We start from the raw sequence: 16,352 nt of genomic DNA on the forward strand, positions 1-16,352 counted from the left end.
TGTTATAAATCGGAGCTCTGCTTGCCAGTCGCTCCGATTTTTAATATTTAATGTTCACCTGTGGCATTTTCATGGAGAAAATTGCCATTTATCCCAATAAATTTGGCGATCAAAATAGGTGGATACCAACTGGTTAAGTTGGTGAAATGTCGTTAACGTTTGTGGCTCACCGCTAATGCATTGCCAAGCAAATCGATGGCAATTATTTTTAAACAAGTCGTATTTCTGATATTGATAAATTTGATTTATCGCTCGAGTGGCTATGGCCATATTTCCAAGGGCTTTAGCATGTGAGTCACAGGCAACAAAGATTTCCTTGCCCGAGCGATTCGCTAAAAAGCGCATTGGCGACACCGCTCTGATTAAGCCACTACCATGAAGCTCTACAATGGTGGCATCATCGACTAAAATTCCGGTATGCTCTAACACCCCACCTAAACCACAACAAACAATAGCCCCGGGTTTAACCTGCGCTAATGTGGTGGTGCTGAACACTTCACTTGGAAACTTTTCAACCCCACTATGATGGCGAGAATGACCGGACTGTGGTTGGGTTTTACGTTTGCGCACCTCATTAGAGCTAAAGCGACGCTTTTCAGCGCTTTTTCGATTTTCATTTATCTCACTTACCGCAACCGCTGATAACACCGCAGCACCGACCCACAATAAAGGCAAAGGCATCGAAACTCCTTAAAAAGCTTGTTGACTCACTTTTGAACATTTGTCTCATCCTTATTTATACGTAATAAATGGGCAAAAAGGGATAAAAAAGTGTCAGTAAGTGTTTCAAATACCCTGTAATTAAGTATGCTATAAAAAGAGAGGAGGATTTTGATGCGATGAATGAATTTGTAAAGTCAGAAAAACTAAAAGGCGTATGCTACGACATACGAGGTGCCATTGCAGATGAAGCCAGACGATTAGAAGAAGAAGGCCACAAAATCCTCAAACTCAATATCGGTAACCCGGCCCCGTTTGGATTTTTAGCGCCCGACGATATTCTTCGCGACGTGATCCACAATTTGCCCAGAGCACAAGGCTACAGTGACTCTAAAGGTATATACTCGGCTCGGGTTGCAGTAATGCAGTATTATCAACAGTTTGGCATGAAAAACCTCAGTGTCGATAATATTTTTATTGGCAACGGAGTCAGCGAACTGATAGTGATGGCCATGCAAGCCTTACTCAACAATGGGGATGAAGTTCTTATTCCCGCCCCTGACTACCCCCTTTGGACAGCGTCAGTCGCTCTGTCCGGCGGTAAGCCTATTCACTATAAATGTGATGAAAAAAAATTCTGGTTCCCGGACATAGAAGATATGCGCACTAAGATCACCGACAAGTGCAAAGCCATTGTTTTAATTAACCCAAACAACCCTACCGGCGCCGTATACCCTCCTAAAGTACTTGAACAGGTTATTGATTTAGCAAGAGAACACAACCTAATTGTGTTCTCTGATGAAATTTATGACAAAATTTTATACGACGGTGCCACTCACACCCCTACCGCCAGCCTAAGCACCGATGTGCTTACCGTTACCATGGGCGGATTGTCTAAAAACTATCGTATAGCCGGTTTTCGCGCCGGTTGGATGATGCTTTCAGGCCCACTTTTAAAAGCGCAAAGTTATCTCGATGGGCTAACGATGTTGGCATCGATGCGCTTGTGTGCCAACGTGCCTTGTCAGCACGCCATTCAAACAGCTCTTGGTGGCTATCAAAGTATTAATGAGTTGGTTAGCGAAGGTGGTCGCTTAAAGAAACAATTAGATATTGCGCATGAGATGATCAATGACATCCCCGGACTTAGCTGTTACAAAGCCAAAGGCGCGATGTATTTATTCGTCAAAGTCGATAGTGAAGCGCTCAATATTTATAACGACGAACAGTTAGTGCTCGATATTTTACGCCAAGAAAAGATCTTGTTGGTGCAAGGTTCGGCATTTAATTTAAAAGATGGGGTCTATTTTCGCTTAGTATTTTTACCTCACAGCGAAGACCTAACTGACGCCATTACTCGGCTAAAACAATTTTTTAGCTCTTACTCACAACCAAAACAACAATAAGAGAACTCTATGGAAAGTACGTTTTTAGCGTGGATGTTTCGCATGCCCCTTATTAAACGTTGGGCATTAATGTATTGTGTTAAACCTGAAAATATTGCCGAACATTCGCATCAAGTAGCGATAGTGGCGCATTTATTAGCGGTGATCAAAAACATAAAATTTGGGGGGAATGTCAATGCCGATAAAGTCGCAACGGTTGCCCTATATCATGAAGCCAGTGAAACGCGTTATGGCGACGTTGTGCACCCTACAAAGTATGCCAATGACAAGATCAGTCAAGAATTTAAACACATTGAAGCCCTAGCCGAACAAGAATGTTTGGAGTCTTTGCCATCAGAGTTTCACAGCATCTTTGAAGAACTTATAGTGCAAGACAAAGTAGAACAAGAGCATCGCGACATTGTTAAAGCTGCCGATATTATTGTTGCCTATATCAAAGCACTCGATGAGCTTAATCATAATAATCCAGAATTTGAACACGTTGAACAAAATCAACGCGTAAAAATGGACGAGTTAAAGAAAACACGCCCTGAAGTGCAATATTTTATGGACACCTTTTTAAGTTGTTGCACCGTGACGGTTGATAAGTTGACCAGCTTGCAAAAATGAAGGGATTTATGTAATTAAAAGGCACTTAGAGATTTAGAGAAGGCACCTACTCATGACATCATGCTTTGGGTGTAATCTCATCCTGTTAATAGATGGTACTTAAGGACAACTTTGCGCTATTTAGAGTCAATCACAATATCAGAAAAAGAACATCGTCATTCCATCATGTTTTTAGATGGGATCTCTGCCTTAGTTCGTACCTTTACATTTTAGCCAACTATTTTATGGCATTTTAACGAGGCGTTACCTCTTCAAAGCTCGCGTGTATTAGATGTTGCTGCAGGCGTTTACGTCACTTGCAGTTATAGCGTAAGTATTGAATAAGAAGCAGTTTTGTACGGCTGTTGTGAGCGATTTGAAGCCTGATGCGGATATAGACAAAAAGCGCCGTCATCCCACCATGCTTTTGGGTGGGATCTCTTTCCGCATACAGTGAGTAAGAAAATCGATTTACTGTAGTTCCTGATATAAATCTTTCCACTCAGGGTTTACTCTTTTAATAAGTCTTTCTTTCCATGACCTTTGCCACCGTTTCAACCTTTTCTCTCAATAAATAACACTGTCCATGTCATCAAACAGTTCAAAATAAACTAACTTTTCTAGATTATATCTCTTGCTGAAGCCTTCAGTAAGCTTCTGTTTTTGTTGAAATACTCGTTGAATTAGATTGCTAGTAACGCCAACATAGATAACAGTATTGGATTCGTTTGAAATAATGTATATGGCTGGTTGTTCCATGTTTGAAGTCCTTTTCAAATATATGAACAACTATAGTCGATAATTAAACGGTGAAGTAAAATAGACACTTCGAAACTGGTAAAGATCCCACCCAAACACATGGTGGGATGACGTGCACGGATGCACTAATGCAGGAAGGCTCATGGATGGGCGTATTCTTTCTGTGACGTGCACGGATGCACTAATGCAGGAAGGCTCATGGATGAGCGTATTCTTTCTGTGACGTGCACTGTTTTAGATAGTGTGCGTGCTTCTTTGGTGCTATTTTTCTAATTATGTGAACAACTCAAAATGGCACAACTCGGCCGTTTAGCCTTTCCAAGTCGACTCGAAATTCTGTCCTCTTCAAGCCCTTTATGTTGAGCTCACCTTGGCACATTTCAGTAGCCAATTACGTCGGTAATCACGAAGGTTGTGGATCATACTATCGTGCCTGCATATACATTTATGGGTTTTAAAAACCTTTTTTGCAAACGAAAATATCGTTACGAGTCAATTTTGTATAGCGAAATGATGGCTTGAGCAAATTCGCTTCGCCAAAAGTCTTCGTTATGTTTTCCTTCTTTCACTACTTTTGCATGAACCGTTGAGCTGTTTGGTAAAGACTCTTTTAATAATTCAGCCATTTTTACCATATCAGTCTCCATGCTTTCCCCTTCTTCAGAGCCAACTAATAAATAAAGCTGACTATTTATTACGTTAGAGGCATGCGCTTTGGTAAATGCCCACACTTTGTCACTGTACCAGTAGGATGGTGAAAACAACCCTGCTTTGGAAAAAATGTCAGGATAGGCCATGAGAGCATAATGACTGATGAATGCCCCTAACGAACTGCCAAAGATAGCGGTATTGTGTTTATCGGGTTTGCTGCGGTAATGCTGATCAATATAGGGTTTTACAGTTGAAACTAAATCCGCAACGAACTTTTTACCCTCACCAACACCATATTTTTCATGTGTCCATGGGCTATATTCATTTATACGAAATTTAGGATGATTATCAATACCCACAACGATGACTTCAAAGCCTGTAGTGCTGTTCAAACTGTCTAAGGTTTCATCCACTCCCCACTCGCCAGCGTATGAGGTTTTGTCATCAAATAGGTTTTGTGCATCATGCATATACAAAACCGGATAGCGTTTATCACTGTGATGATACGATGCTGGTAAGTAAATTCTGAGTGTTCTTGTACGTTCCAATGCTGGCAAGGGAACAACACCCTGGTCAATTATGATCTTGGCCTTGGGTTGGGTTGTCGCTAAAGAGCTAGAACCCATTAACAAACCAGCCAATAACAAAAGTAGAACGTTTAATTTCATTTTTTATCTTAGTTTGGAATGCATTGCCACATAATAGCAAATGAACACCCTATCCCAACCGCCCAAAAAATGGAGCGAAAGGTGCTGATATTGATTAAATAAAGAATGTTGTAAACAACTCGAGCACCGATATGAATAAGAGCCAAAAGTTGCACCGTATCTGTGGTTGAGTTAGTTGCTATTGCCAATAAAATAGCGCTAGAAAACACAATCAAAGATTCAAAAGCATTTTGATGGGCGGCTAAAGCGCGTGCACCAAACCCTTGCAAATTCGCCTGCTGTGCTCTTGGGTGATTATTATCGTAACCACCCGATTTATTCATTGCGATAGCTAATGGGATTTTGGCAAGGTATGGCAATAATGCGGCAATAATTAAGCACCAAATTAATGTGATCAATGTCTTTCCTTTTTATTTTGTTTATCTAAGACGGTTACATAGTCAAACGTACGTTATTGTTTTCGGCTCAGCAAAGAGCCGTTTGTTTAGCAAACTTATACTGGAGACTTCCCATAAAGTAAAGCGTGACTTAGGCAAAATCATAAGCACCAGCAAGCTTGTGCTTTGGCGATAACTTGCTAGAATGGTGGAGATTTATTGGTGTTCAGGCAAATATGTCAGAACTTAAAAGGGAATGTGGTGCGCTTTTTTACTCAAGCAATTCCACAACTGTTCCCGCAACTGTAATTGGTGCTGAATATTCAACCACTGAAGTAAATTAACGCTTTGGGAAGGGGGTATTTGGGTTATCGCCATAAGTCAGGAGACCTGCCATAAATTTGCTCCTATCGTGCGGGTAACTCGATGAAGTCTTAGCCAATATCTCTTTGTTCACGGTTTTTTCCTACCCAGTTAAAAACCTTGTGGTTATTGCTTTTCTTCGTTACCTGTTTGATGTTCTTATTCATTCATAGGTAAAGTAATAACACAACGCATGACAAGCCCGCTACTCTCCTGCCAGCACTTAAACTGGCAAGTTGCTGACAAACAGATCTTAAACAATGTCAATTTTGCCCTATTCCGTGGTGAAACCGTTGCCATTGTTGGGCCTAATGGGGCCGGTAAAACCTCCTTATTAAAATGTCTTTATGGCGAAGGGCTTTATAACCATGGCAATGTTGCCTTACATAACATCCCAATAAAACAGCTCAGTCGTAAACAAATGGCCAAATCGATTGCCGTGGTAGATCAGCATCATGCCTCGGTATTTGAATTGACGGTTTTTGATGTGGTGCGCATGGGGCTTACCCCACATAAAGGCTTTTTTGAAAACGACACCGATGCCGACAGGACAACAATACAGTCTGCTCTTTCTCAAGTAGGATTAGCAAAGCAACAAGCTCAAAACTTTAATACCCTATCAGGTGGCGAGCAGCAACGCGCATTAATCGCTCGAGCAATTGTGCAATCAGCCGAGATTTTAATTTTAGATGAGCCGACCAATCATCTCGATATGTATTATCAACATCAGGTTCTTAAGTTGGCAAAATCGTTAAACATTACCTTGTTATTTACCATACACGACTTAAATCTTGCCGCAGAGTACAGCGACCGAGTAGTATTAATGAACCATGGCAAAATTGTGGCAGACGGGCAACCAGAGCAAGTATTTACCCCTGATATTTTAACCTCAGTATTTCATTTACCCGCTCTGGTCGACTTAAACCCTTTTTCAAAGAAGCTTCGCATAACGTTTGCAGCCTCCCCCCTGCCGCAAAAAAGTGGAGGCGAAAATGCCTAAGCTCGCCTTAACATCAGCATCCAGTGCATTATTATTGCTCATCTTTTGCGCCATTGCGTCAATTGTTGGCGCCATTGGCTTTGGGGTTAATGTCATTGACCATCAACAAGTTTGGCAATGTTTAATACACCAGTGTGACAAACCCGTTTATCAAACCATCTTATTTGATATCAGACTCCCTAGGGTGTTGGTTGGTTTTATGGCCGGTGCGGGGTTAGCCATAGCCGGTGCGTTAATGCAAAACGTTACTCGCAATCCTCTTGCCGACCCTTACTTATTTGGCATTGTTGCCGGTGCAGGTTTAGGTGCAACCATAGCAACTTTATTACCACAACACTTACAGGCAGTGTCTATGCCACTGGCTGCGTTTATCGGGGCCCTTGTTGCGGTTAGCTTGGTTGTGATGGTGGTGGTAAATCAGAATTGGCGACGCATATCGCATTTATTGTTGGCAGGGGTTGCGGTGTCATTTCTTCTAAGCTCGATTACCAGCTTTATTTTATATACCGGTGATGCTTTCTCTGCTAACCGAGTGATATTTTGGCTTATGGGGTCATTAACCCGAACCGATTATGTCACTCTGTTATTAATTGGCAGCGTGGTCAGTATGGTTATGCTGATAGCGTTGGCATTGGCGCGTCAACTTGATGCCTTGTTGCTCAGTGATGAAAGTGCCAGAACTCTCGGGGTTAATGTGAATGCATTGCGCATTATTATTTTAGTGTTATCTGCCGCTAGCACCGCCGTTATTGTCGCTTATTGTGGTGGCATTGGCTTTGTTGGGCTTATGATCCCTCATATGGTTAGAACCTTTGTCGGCATTACCAACCGCCGTTTACTTATCGGCTCGGCATTACTGGGTGGTTGCTTTTTGGTTTGGGTCGATGTTTTAGCGCGAACCATGTTAGCCGGACAAGAAATCCCGATAGGGGTGATCACATCTGCCATTGGTAGCGTGTTCTTTTTATTGTTAATGCGAAAAATGTAATAACAGCTATGCCCTTTGCATTTTTAATACAGAAAACTTTAAGCGCAAGATAGCGATAGATAACACTTTGCTTTAGGCAAAAGCACATAATAGGATAAAAAATGGTTGATACAAACAACACACAGAAACAGCAAAAACATCAGCAGCGTCAGCAAAAACTAAAAGAAAAAGTGGATCAGCGCATTCAAAATGCCACCGCAGAAAAAGGCTTAATGCTGGTCATCACCGGTAATGGCAAAGGCAAAAGCACCTCTGGCTTTGGCACCGTGGCTCGCGCTGTAGGACATGGTTTAAAGGCCAGCGTGGTGCAATTTATAAAAGGCAACTGGGATTGTGGCGAACGTAATTTGTTGGAGCAACATGGGGTCAGTTTTTCGGTAATGGCGACCGGCTTTACTTGGGAAACCCAAAACAAAGAAGCCGATACCATGGCAGCCCAAACCACCTGGCAAGATGCCAAAGCCTTATTGGCCGATAACAGTATAGACTTAGTGTTACTCGATGAAATCACCTACATGGTTGCCTATGGCTATATCGACTTAGACGATGTCGTTAATGCATTAAACAATCGCCCAGAGCATCAACATGTGATCTTAACCGGGCGTGGCTGTCACCGAAAATTAATTGAGATGGCCGATACCGTATCAGAAGTACAATCAATTAAACATGCCTTTGATAACGGCATCAAGGCGCAAGCCGGAATCGACTGGTAACCCCTATGAAACGCATTAGGTCAATACTCTTACTTGTATCTTGTGGCTTATGGTTAAGCGTTGGGCTTTTGGCTAAAACAAGCTTTGCCCAAAATAACCCTATCCCTGAAGCAGGCTATAAGCGTATTATCACCCTCGCCCCGCATGTTGTTGAAATGTTATTTTCACTTGGGGTTGGCTCTCGTATTGTCGGGACCAGTGAATATTCTGATTTTCCTAAACAAGCATTAAGCATTACTAAAGTGGGGAATTACGCAGGATTAAGCATTGAACACATACTGACATTAGAGCCCGACTTGGTTATCGCTTGGAAAACCGGTACGCCTGAAGGGGATTTGCAACGCCTAAAAGATCTTGGCATTAAGGTGATTTATTCCCACCCACAGCAGCTAAGCGATATTGCCAAAGAGTTGCGCATGTTAGGTTCATTGACCAATACCCAAACCAAAGCAGAACAATTGGCCGGTGAGTTTGAACAGCAACTGCAAGAGCTAAAGCATCAATACCAAGGTAAAAACCAAATCAGGGTATTTTACGAGCTTTGGTCTAAGCCGGTCACCACCATTGCAGGGCATGCTTGGCCACAGCAACATTTAAATATTTGCGCGGCTGAAAATCCATTTAAAGCCATGGCAAACGACTACCCGCAAGTTAATTTAGAGCAAGTGTTGCTGTCTAACCCGCAAGTGATCATTGTGCCCACAACAAAAGGCACATCACACCCAGAGAGGATTGACTGGTCACAATACCCCGAGCTTGATGCCAGCAAACACCAGCAGTTCATTACGCCCGATGCCGATATTTTACATCGCATGAGTTTGCGATTATTACCCGAGTTAAGCACGCTTTGCCAAGCTTTAGATAACAGTCGAATGTATTATCAAAAACAAGCGAAACAATAATTTGTAAATCTTGAGGCTGAGCTACAGCCTCATCTCTTTTCGTTAAGGTATTTACGTTTAAAGTAAATAAATTGTTGGTTTAAACCAACAAGGATTGGGAAATTGGTAAAGTCCAATGCTGCCCCCGCAACGGTGATGTGAAACAAGCTTTTGCTAAGTATTCACTCAGCCCGGAGACCAGCCTTAACGTAACACTAATACTGAGGTGCGGTGGGCGCCTTTTGTGAGGATATAATGAAAAAAACAATTATCGCGACAACCCTATCCGCCCTGCTCATTAGCAGTTTCTCAGCTATTTCGCAGCCAACCACTGAGGTGGATGAACATATTCTGATCTCAGCGAATCGCTCAAAGCAACAACAATTTAGTGCTTTATCGGCCAATGCCATTATTGAACAAACGCAAATTGAAGCATTGCAGGTAAATAATATAAGTGAGTTACTCAATACCATTGCGGGTATTCATGTAGTAAACCAAGGTGGGGCTGGGCAAAACACCTCGCTGTTTTTGCGCGGGTCAAATTTCAATCAAACCTTAATATTGGTTGATGGTATTCGCATTGGCTCGGCCAGTTTAGGTGCGAGTAATTTATCCAACATATCACCTAGTCAAATTGAACGCATTGAAGTTATTAAAGGCCCCAGAGCGGCTCTTTGGGGAAGTGACGCTATTGGAGGCGTCATCCAAATATTTACCAAACAGTATCAACACGGCGAGGGTTCACTGCGCTTAGGCATAGGCTCCCATCATTTAAAATTGGCTGATGCCGCCGTTGGCTTAGGCAGCGATGAACATCAACTTTCCCTGTCTTTGTCGACAGAAAGCTCAACTGGCTTTAATGCTTATAGCACCGATGAGTTGCCCTACGATATTAACGAGCCTGATAAAGACGGTTATGACCGCCTCAGTTTTGCCCTATCTGGCACAAGCAAACTCAATGATTTACTACACCTAGAATTAGTTGGGCGTTATGACGATGGTCTTAGCGAATATGATGCTTCATACCCCGACAGTCCTTGTTGGGATGATGTGAGTAACGTGTGCCCTAGCTATTATGCGAATAAAGAAGCGCATGAAAATTATTCACTGAAGGTTGCAAGTGTTTTTCAAAACGACAAAATCACCTCAACCTTAAGTTTGGCGACGATTCAAGATAAGGCCGAAACCTTTGGCAATGGCATTAGAAAAGCGGATGCCGAACAGGTTACAACCAAGCGCCAGCAAGTAAGTTTTATTAATCAATATCGTTTTAGTTCAAACCTAAGCAGCAACCTAGGTATGGATTATTATCGCGAACAGGTGTCCACCAATACCGACCAAGACAGTTGGCTTGAAGGCTTTCAAAGCTGGACAAAAGACCATCGAGATGTAAAAGCGCTGTTTTTACAAACTCAATACCAATATGCCAAAGTGCTCTTAGAAGGGGCGCTTCGTTATGATGATGTACAAGGCGTGGGGAATGAAACCACCTATAACGCATCCATAGGTTATCAACTTTCGCCTAATTGGTTATTTGCTATCAGCCGAAGCAGTGGGTTTAAAGCGCCTACTTTTAACGACTTATATTGGCCTGGTTCTGGCAATGCCAATTTAGCGCCCGAAAAAGTTAGTAATAGCGAAGTGCTTATTCGCCATCGTTTTAATCAGGGCCAATTAGAATTTAGCGCTTTTGACTCAAAAATAAAAAATTTAATTGCTTGGGCACCTAATGCTAATGGCTTATGGCAACCCGATAACATCAATAGCGCGCATATTAACGGCGTTGAATTTAGCGCCAACGCCAACTGGCTTGCGCTACAGCACCAAATCGCACTAACCTATTTAGATACAAAAGATAACGCAACGGGTGAGCCTTTGTTACGTCGCCCTAAATGGAGTGCCAATTATAGCGCCAGTTACCAATGGCAAAAGCTCACCCTAACCGGTTTACTAAACTATCGCGACAAAAGCTTAGACTCTGCTGGCACAATATTAAAAAGTTATACCTTAATGGATGTTAGTTTAGGCTATTCTTTAATGCCTAATACCCAAGTAAATCTAGCGTTTAAAAATATCTTTGATAAAACCTATGAAAATGCTAAGCATTATGTTGCCGATGGTCGTCATTATAAAATGAGCATAAACTACATATTCTGATCTTAAGAACCTTTAGCTTTTCTAACTTTATCTTTCTCAGCATAGTTAGGTACAATAAAAAACCTCAGCGAGAATTCGTTGAGGTGTTCATTACAAATTACATAAAAGGTGCCGCAAACCTATGATAGATTTTCGTTCAGATACCGTAACCAAACCAAGCCAAGCGATGTTAGATGCCATGATAAGCGCTGACGTTGGCGACGATGTGTACGGAGACGACCCTACAGTAAACGCCTTACAACAACGATTAGCCAAAATGACCGGTTTTGAAGCGGCATTAATGGTAAATTCGGGCACTCAATCTAACCTTTGTGGCTTGCTCGCACATTGTGATCGTGGTGATGAATATATAGTAGGGCAAGGTTATCATACCTATCTTTATGAAGCCGGAGGCGCGGCGGTATTAGGCTCAGTTGTCCCCCAACCTATAGCGGTTGAAGACTCAGGCGAGCTCTGCTTTGACAAAATCAAAGCGGTGATCAAAGAAGACGATGCTCACTTTGCAAAAACCCGTTTATTATCGCTTGAAAATACCCACTGCGGAAAAGTGATATCCCTTGATTATTTTAAACAAGCGCGCGTTTTTGCCGATAAACACAACCTTAAAATCCATCTTGATGGTGCGCGCATTTTCAATGCGTTAACTGAGCTTAACATTGATTTGGCCACCATCTGTCAATATGTAGACTCGATTTCCATTTGTTTTTCAAAAGGCTTAGGCACCCCAATGGGCTCGGTATTATGTGGCTCAGAAGGTTTTATAAAACGCGCCCATCGCATTCGTAAAATGGTGGGCGGTGGTACTCGCCAAGCAGGATTAATCGCCAAAGCCATGGACTATGCGCTTGATCATAACATCGAGCGTATTAAAGACGATCATAGCAATGCCAAACTATTGGCGGCTTTATTATCTGATAACGCAAAACTGAATGTCACCAAGCCACAAACCAATATGGTTTATGCAAAGGTAGATGACAGCATCGAGCCAAATTGGTTAAAACAAGAACTCGCTAAACAAGGAATTTTAATTTCAGCAGGGCAAACCTTGCGCTTAGTCACTCATTTAGACATTAGCGAAGAAGATATTCGTTTTATTGCGAAAGTGTTAAATCAGTTGGTTGTTTAAATTTCAAAAGGGGCGGCGACACATGAGTCTCATTTGTCACTGCCCCTTTTTGTATTTAGCTAGTTCTGTTTTAAACGTTACCTTTGCTGGAAACGATACACCGAACCAATGTTTAAAATTTGGGTCAGCTCGTCTAACGCGGTACGCGACTCCATGATTAAATTTGGATCACGTAAGTCGTTATAGGTTAATTGTTCACGATAGTGTTTATTTACCCATGTCGTTAATGTGGCGTATAACTCGTCACTCATTAAACAATTTGGATTAACCGCAGCGCGTTCTTGTTCGGTTAATGCTACGCGAAGGCGCAAACATGCAGGCCCGCCACCGTTTTTCATACTTTCATTTACATCAAAGTATTTCACTTGTTTAATTGGTGTATTTAAGGTGACAAGCTCATCTAAATAGGCTTTAACTCTTGGGTTTTCATAACAGTGCATCGGGGCAATAATGGCCATCGTGCCATCTTGCAAGGTAATGATTTGAGTGTTAAACAAATAAGTGTTCACACAATCTTCTACCGACACCTGCTCGGTTTTAACGTTTATAACATGAAGCTCTTGGCCTGTGGTTTTAGCAAACTTGTCAGTTAATTCATTAACAAACTGCGCTTGGTTTAAAAACGCTTGCTCGTGTGAAAACAACACATTTTGATTGCCCACGCTTATTACATCATTATGGAAAACGCCTTGGTCAATCACATCTGGATTTTGTTGAACATACACCACATTGTCATCTTGTAAGCCATGCAAGCGAGCAATGGCTTGACTGGCTTCCAATGTTTGCCGTGCAGGGTATTTTTTTGGCATCGGCATATTAGAATTAAAGGCGTATTTACCAAAGGTGAAAATCTCTACCCCTTTTTTGCCATACTCGTCACATAAACGGGTATGATTGGCCGCCCCTTCGTCACCAAAATGGTCGTTATCGTTTAAGTGTAAATGGTGATTAAAATGGTTTTCATCATTAAACACCGCCTTTAAAATATTGCCGGTGGTGTCTGGCTCTAATGAACGGTGAAACTTATTGGTTAAGTTTGCTGGAGTAAAGTGTACTTTGCTATCTTTAGTATCGCCAGATGGCGATACAGTCGCCGCATTGGCAGTCCACATGCTTGAAGCACTACAACATGCCGACAATATACTAGGTGAAAACTTATGCGCTTGCTCTAGGACATTGGCATCAGAGCCTGAAAAACCTAAACGACGAAGTGAAAAAATATCAGGACGCTCTTGCGGTGCGAATACCCCCTGCGTCATACCTAAATCGTGTAATGCTTTCATCTTAGCCAAGCCTTGTAATGCCGCACTTTTCGGGCTTGATACATCATTGGCATTTAATTTAGAGGCTACGTTCCCTTCTGACAATCCAGCATAATTATGGGTAGGTCCCACTAAACCGTCAAAATTTGCTTCAAAACTTTTCACTTCTTTCTCCCTTTATCATTTTTATGGCTGTTATTGTAACGACTTTGAGCCTAGAGTAAATGGCTTAAAACAGGGCTGAAAAGATAAATTTACCTTTTTGTTAATTACTTGTTGACATTAAACGGTAAACGAATTAAATATAAATCAAGCATTAGCAAATATTCATTAATCATGGCAAACATTCTTTCAATCATTAACGTCCTGCTGGTCGTGGTTTTATTACCAAGGCATAGGGTTTGATTGAATAAACGAATAACGCATAAAAATTCATTAAAACCCTCGCCTAACAAGCCGAGGGTTTTATTTTTTCCGGGTGTGAAAATTTAAAAAAAAGGCAAAAAAATGACAGAACAAACGTTTTCAGGCGCTGATTTACTGATAAAAGCATTAGCGGAACTAAATGTTGAACACATTTTTGGTTATCCGGGCGGTTCGGTTCTGGATATTTATGATGCTATTTTTAGGCAAGACAAAGTCAATCATATTTTGGTACGACATGAACAGGCAGCGACCCATATGGCCGATGGCTACACCCGTGCTACCGGCAAAACTGGCGTGGTATTAGCAACCTCAGGTCCGGGCAATACAAATTGCATCACTGGAATAGCGACTGCTTATATGGACTCTATTCCAATGGTGTTATTAGCTGGACAAGTCGCCTCTAACTTAATTGGTGGCGATGCTTTTCAAGAAACCGATATTGTCGGTTGTTCACGCCCCATAGTTAAACACAGCTTTAACTGTCGAACGGTAAAAGATCTGCCTAATATATTAGCAAAAGCCTTTTACTTAGCCGAAACAGGTCGGCCCGGACCGGTTGTCGTTGAGTTACCAAAAGACATTTTAATCCCCGAGAATAGCGCCCCATTCGTTCTTGAAAAAGACGTTCAAATTCGCTCTTACAACCCCAATGTAAAAGGTCACAGTAAGCAAATCCGCAAAGCGATAAAAACCATCGTTAACGCCGAACGCTTAGTTGTTTATACTGGGGGCGGTATAATTATTGCCAATGCGGCAGAAAAGTTAACGGCCTTAGTTGAACGTTTAAATGCTCCCTGTACCAATACCTTAATGGGGCTTGGTGGTCTTAGTGGTTTGCATAAAAACTTTTTGGGCATGTTGGGCATGCATGGCTCGGTTGAAGCGAACAAAGCGATGGCACATGCCGATGTGATCTTAGCCCTTGGTGCCCGTTTTGATGATCGGGTTACCAACAAAGTTGAAAAGTTTTGTCCAAATGCAACCATAATTCATGTAGACATTGACCCAACCTCGATTTCAAAAACCGTTAATGCTCATATCCCTATTGTCGGGCTAGTCGATGTGGTAATAGACCAGCTCATGAAAGGCTTAGACGATATTGGTTTTGAAACCTGTAGCGACCGTTACCAGTTATGGTGGCAACAAATAGAACAGTGGCGAGCGTTAAAAAGTTTTAGTTACGAGCCCTCTGAGACGGTTATTAAACCTCAACAAGTGGTTGAAGCAATATACAAACACACCAGTGGCGATGCTTACGTATGCTCTGATGTTGGCCAACATCAAATGTTTGCCGCCCAATATTATCCATTTAAAAAACCACGCCAGTGGATTAACTCGGGTGGCTTAGGCACCATGGGGTTTGGCTTTCCTGCCGCAATGGGCGTTAAAGTCGCTTTTCCTGAAGCCGATGTGGTATGTATTACCGGTGATGGCTCTATTCAGATGAACATTCAAGAACTTAGCACCTGTTTACAATACAACTTACCCGTCGTTATTGTGTCGTTAAATAACCGCTCATTGGGCATGGTGCGCCAATGGCAAGATATGATTTACGGTGGGCGTCATGCCTCCTCTTATATGGAATCATTACCAGATTTTGTAAAATTAGTGGAAGCCTATGGTCATATCGGCATGCAAGTTAATCACCCAAGTGAGCTTGATGCGGCCATTAAAAAAGCGTTTTCAATAAAAGATCGTTTGGTGTTTGTCGACGTGTTAGTGGATGAGACCGAGCATGTTTACCCTATGCAGGTACGTTTTGGTGCCGTAGATGACATGTGGTTAAAAAAAGGAGAGAAAGTATAATGCGCCGAATTTTATCTGTATTACTAGAAAACGAACCAGGTGCGTTATCCCGCATTACGGGCCTATTCTCACAACGCGCTTTTAACATTGAAAGCTTGTGTGTTGCGGCAACGGATGAACCAACATTATCAAGAATAACCATCACTACTTTTGGAGATGATAAAGTATTAGAACAAATTACTAAGCAAGTGAATAAACTGGTTGATGTCATAAAAGTAGCCGATTTAACAGAACGAGCACACATTGAACGAGAGATTTTACTTATTAAAGTACTGGCAATGAATGACAAAACCCGTACAGAAGTTAAACGACTGAGCGATATTTTTCGCGGCAATATTATTGATGTAGGCAAACAAATTTACACCGTGCAACTGACGGGCAATGAAGAAAAAGTGTCTTCGTTTATAAAAATAATGAATCAAGAAACCGAGATCATCGAGGTGGTTCGTTCAGGTACGGTTGGTATTGCCCGAGGTGAAAAAGCCTTAAGAATTTGATCATATGGTCGCTCTTTAGGCGCC

The 16,352-nt window shown here is 41.9% G+C and carries 15 protein-coding genes and 2 riboswitches; of the genes, 10 read left to right on the top strand and 5 right to left on the bottom strand.

What is annotated here, in order from left to right:
• Positions 1-69 precede the first annotated feature (69 nt).
• Positions 70-681, bottom strand: coding sequence for a lecithin retinol acyltransferase family protein (locus ACAY00_RS10650; RefSeq protein WP_371373235.1), 612 nt, complete (start codon positions 679-681; stop codon positions 70-72).
• A gap of 158 nt (positions 682-839) precedes the next feature.
• Between ACAY00_RS10650 and ACAY00_RS10655 the strand changes: the two genes are divergently transcribed.
• Entirely contained in the window at positions 840-2,066 is a 1,227-nt protein-coding gene (locus tag ACAY00_RS10655) for a pyridoxal phosphate-dependent aminotransferase (RefSeq protein WP_371373237.1), read from the top strand.
• A 9-nt stretch (positions 2,067-2,075) separates the two neighbouring features.
• Positions 2,076-2,675, top strand: a complete 600-nt coding sequence (gene yfbR / locus ACAY00_RS10660) for a 5'-deoxynucleotidase (protein WP_371373239.1) — start codon at positions 2,076-2,078, stop codon at positions 2,673-2,675.
• Positions 2,676-3,221: 546 nt separating this feature from the next.
• Here yfbR and ACAY00_RS10665 read toward each other — a convergent pair.
• The 3 genes from ACAY00_RS10665 to ACAY00_RS10675 all read right to left on the bottom strand — a co-directional run bounded on the left by ACAY00_RS10665 (position 3,222) and on the right by ACAY00_RS10675 (position 5,130).
• Complete coding sequence (locus ACAY00_RS10665; RefSeq protein ID WP_371373241.1) at positions 3,222-3,413, bottom strand: GIY-YIG nuclease family protein; 192 nt, start codon at positions 3,411-3,413, stop codon at positions 3,222-3,224.
• Between the two features lie 485 nt (positions 3,414-3,898).
• Positions 3,899-4,732 (bottom strand): alpha/beta hydrolase, encoded by an 834-nt coding sequence (locus tag ACAY00_RS10670; protein ID WP_371373243.1) that lies wholly within the window; start codon positions 4,730-4,732, stop codon positions 3,899-3,901.
• An 8-nt stretch (positions 4,733-4,740) separates the two neighbouring features.
• Positions 4,741-5,130 (bottom strand): MAPEG family protein, encoded by a 390-nt coding sequence (locus tag ACAY00_RS10675; RefSeq protein WP_371373245.1) that lies wholly within the window; start codon positions 5,128-5,130, stop codon positions 4,741-4,743.
• Positions 5,131-5,312: 182 nt separating this feature from the next.
• A riboswitch (cobalamin riboswitch) is annotated at positions 5,313-5,522 on the top strand.
• A gap of 143 nt (positions 5,523-5,665) precedes the next feature.
• Here ACAY00_RS10675 and ACAY00_RS10680 point away from each other — a divergent pair.
• The 6 genes from ACAY00_RS10680 to ltaE all read left to right on the top strand — a co-directional run bounded on the left by ACAY00_RS10680 (position 5,666) and on the right by ltaE (position 12,337).
• Positions 5,666-6,472: an ABC transporter ATP-binding protein gene (locus ACAY00_RS10680; RefSeq protein WP_371373247.1), complete on the top strand. Its 807-nt coding sequence runs from the start codon at positions 5,666-5,668 to the stop codon at positions 6,470-6,472.
• On the top strand, positions 6,465-7,460 hold the full coding sequence (locus ACAY00_RS10685; protein ID WP_371373251.1) for a FecCD family ABC transporter permease: 996 nt from the start codon (positions 6,465-6,467) through the stop codon (positions 7,458-7,460). Before ACAY00_RS10680 ends, ACAY00_RS10685 begins: the two co-directional genes overlap by 8 nt.
• Before the next feature lie 101 nt (positions 7,461-7,561).
• Positions 7,562-8,173, top strand: a complete 612-nt coding sequence (gene cobO, locus ACAY00_RS10690) for a cob(I)yrinic acid a,c-diamide adenosyltransferase (RefSeq protein WP_371373254.1) — start codon at positions 7,562-7,564, stop codon at positions 8,171-8,173.
• Positions 8,174-8,178: 5 nt separating this feature from the next.
• Positions 8,179-9,075: a cobalamin-binding protein gene (locus ACAY00_RS10695; protein ID WP_371373257.1), complete on the top strand. Its 897-nt coding sequence runs from the start codon at positions 8,179-8,181 to the stop codon at positions 9,073-9,075.
• Between the two features lie 52 nt (positions 9,076-9,127).
• A riboswitch (cobalamin riboswitch) is annotated at positions 9,128-9,276 on the top strand.
• Positions 9,277-9,309: 33 nt separating this feature from the next.
• Entirely contained in the window at positions 9,310-11,211 is a 1,902-nt protein-coding gene (locus tag ACAY00_RS10700; protein ID WP_371373260.1) for a TonB-dependent receptor domain-containing protein, read from the top strand.
• 121 nt (positions 11,212-11,332) lie between these two features.
• Entirely contained in the window at positions 11,333-12,337 is a 1,005-nt protein-coding gene (ltaE, locus tag ACAY00_RS10705) for a low-specificity L-threonine aldolase (RefSeq protein ID WP_371373263.1), read from the top strand.
• A gap of 77 nt (positions 12,338-12,414) precedes the next feature.
• Here ltaE and astB read toward each other — a convergent pair whose 3' ends face one another.
• Positions 12,415-13,764 carry an N-succinylarginine dihydrolase gene (astB, locus tag ACAY00_RS10710; protein WP_371373266.1) on the bottom strand — a complete coding sequence of 450 codons (1,350 nt, stop codon included), beginning with the start codon at positions 13,762-13,764 and terminating at the stop codon, positions 12,415-12,417.
• A 342-nt stretch (positions 13,765-14,106) separates the two neighbouring features.
• Here astB and ACAY00_RS10715 point away from each other — a divergent pair, with 342 nt between their 5' ends.
• Positions 14,107-15,831: an acetolactate synthase 3 large subunit gene (locus ACAY00_RS10715; protein ID WP_371373268.1), complete on the top strand. Its 1,725-nt coding sequence runs from the start codon at positions 14,107-14,109 to the stop codon at positions 15,829-15,831.
• Positions 15,831-16,328: an acetolactate synthase small subunit gene (gene ilvN, locus ACAY00_RS10720; RefSeq protein ID WP_371373271.1), complete on the top strand. Its 498-nt coding sequence runs from the start codon at positions 15,831-15,833 to the stop codon at positions 16,326-16,328. Before ACAY00_RS10715 ends, ilvN begins: the two co-directional genes overlap by 1 nt.
• Positions 16,329-16,352 lie beyond the last annotated feature (24 nt).

It is taken from the genome of Thalassotalea sp. 273M-4 (assembly GCF_041410465.1).
GTDB classification, from domain to species: domain Bacteria; phylum Pseudomonadota; class Gammaproteobacteria; order Enterobacterales; family Alteromonadaceae; genus Thalassotalea_A; species Thalassotalea_A aquiviva.

Coding starts and splice junctions, on each gene's coding strand:
- ACAY00_RS10650 (WP_371373235.1), bottom strand. CDS start 681: ATGCCTTTGCCTTTATTGTGGGTCGGTGCTGCGGTGTTATCAGCGGTT.
- ACAY00_RS10655 (WP_371373237.1), top strand. CDS start 840: ATGAATGAATTTGTAAAGTCAGAAAAACTAAAAGGCGTATGCTACGAC.
- yfbR (WP_371373239.1), top strand. CDS start 2,076: ATGGAAAGTACGTTTTTAGCGTGGATGTTTCGCATGCCCCTTATTAAA.
- ACAY00_RS10665 (WP_371373241.1), bottom strand. CDS start 3,413: ATGGAACAACCAGCCATATACATTATTTCAAACGAATCCAATACTGTT.
- ACAY00_RS10670 (WP_371373243.1), bottom strand. CDS start 4,732: ATGAAATTAAACGTTCTACTTTTGTTATTGGCTGGTTTGTTAATGGGT.
- ACAY00_RS10680 (WP_371373247.1), top strand. CDS start 5,666: ATGACAAGCCCGCTACTCTCCTGCCAGCACTTAAACTGGCAAGTTGCT.
- ACAY00_RS10685 (WP_371373251.1), top strand. CDS start 6,465: ATGCCTAAGCTCGCCTTAACATCAGCATCCAGTGCATTATTATTGCTC.
- cobO (WP_371373254.1), top strand. CDS start 7,562: ATGGTTGATACAAACAACACACAGAAACAGCAAAAACATCAGCAGCGT.
- ACAY00_RS10695 (WP_371373257.1), top strand. CDS start 8,179: ATGAAACGCATTAGGTCAATACTCTTACTTGTATCTTGTGGCTTATGG.
- ACAY00_RS10700 (WP_371373260.1), top strand. CDS start 9,310: ATGAAAAAAACAATTATCGCGACAACCCTATCCGCCCTGCTCATTAGC.
- ltaE (WP_371373263.1), top strand. CDS start 11,333: ATGATAGATTTTCGTTCAGATACCGTAACCAAACCAAGCCAAGCGATG.
- ACAY00_RS10715 (WP_371373268.1), top strand. CDS start 14,107: ATGACAGAACAAACGTTTTCAGGCGCTGATTTACTGATAAAAGCATTA.
- ilvN (WP_371373271.1), top strand. CDS start 15,831: ATGCGCCGAATTTTATCTGTATTACTAGAAAACGAACCAGGTGCGTTA.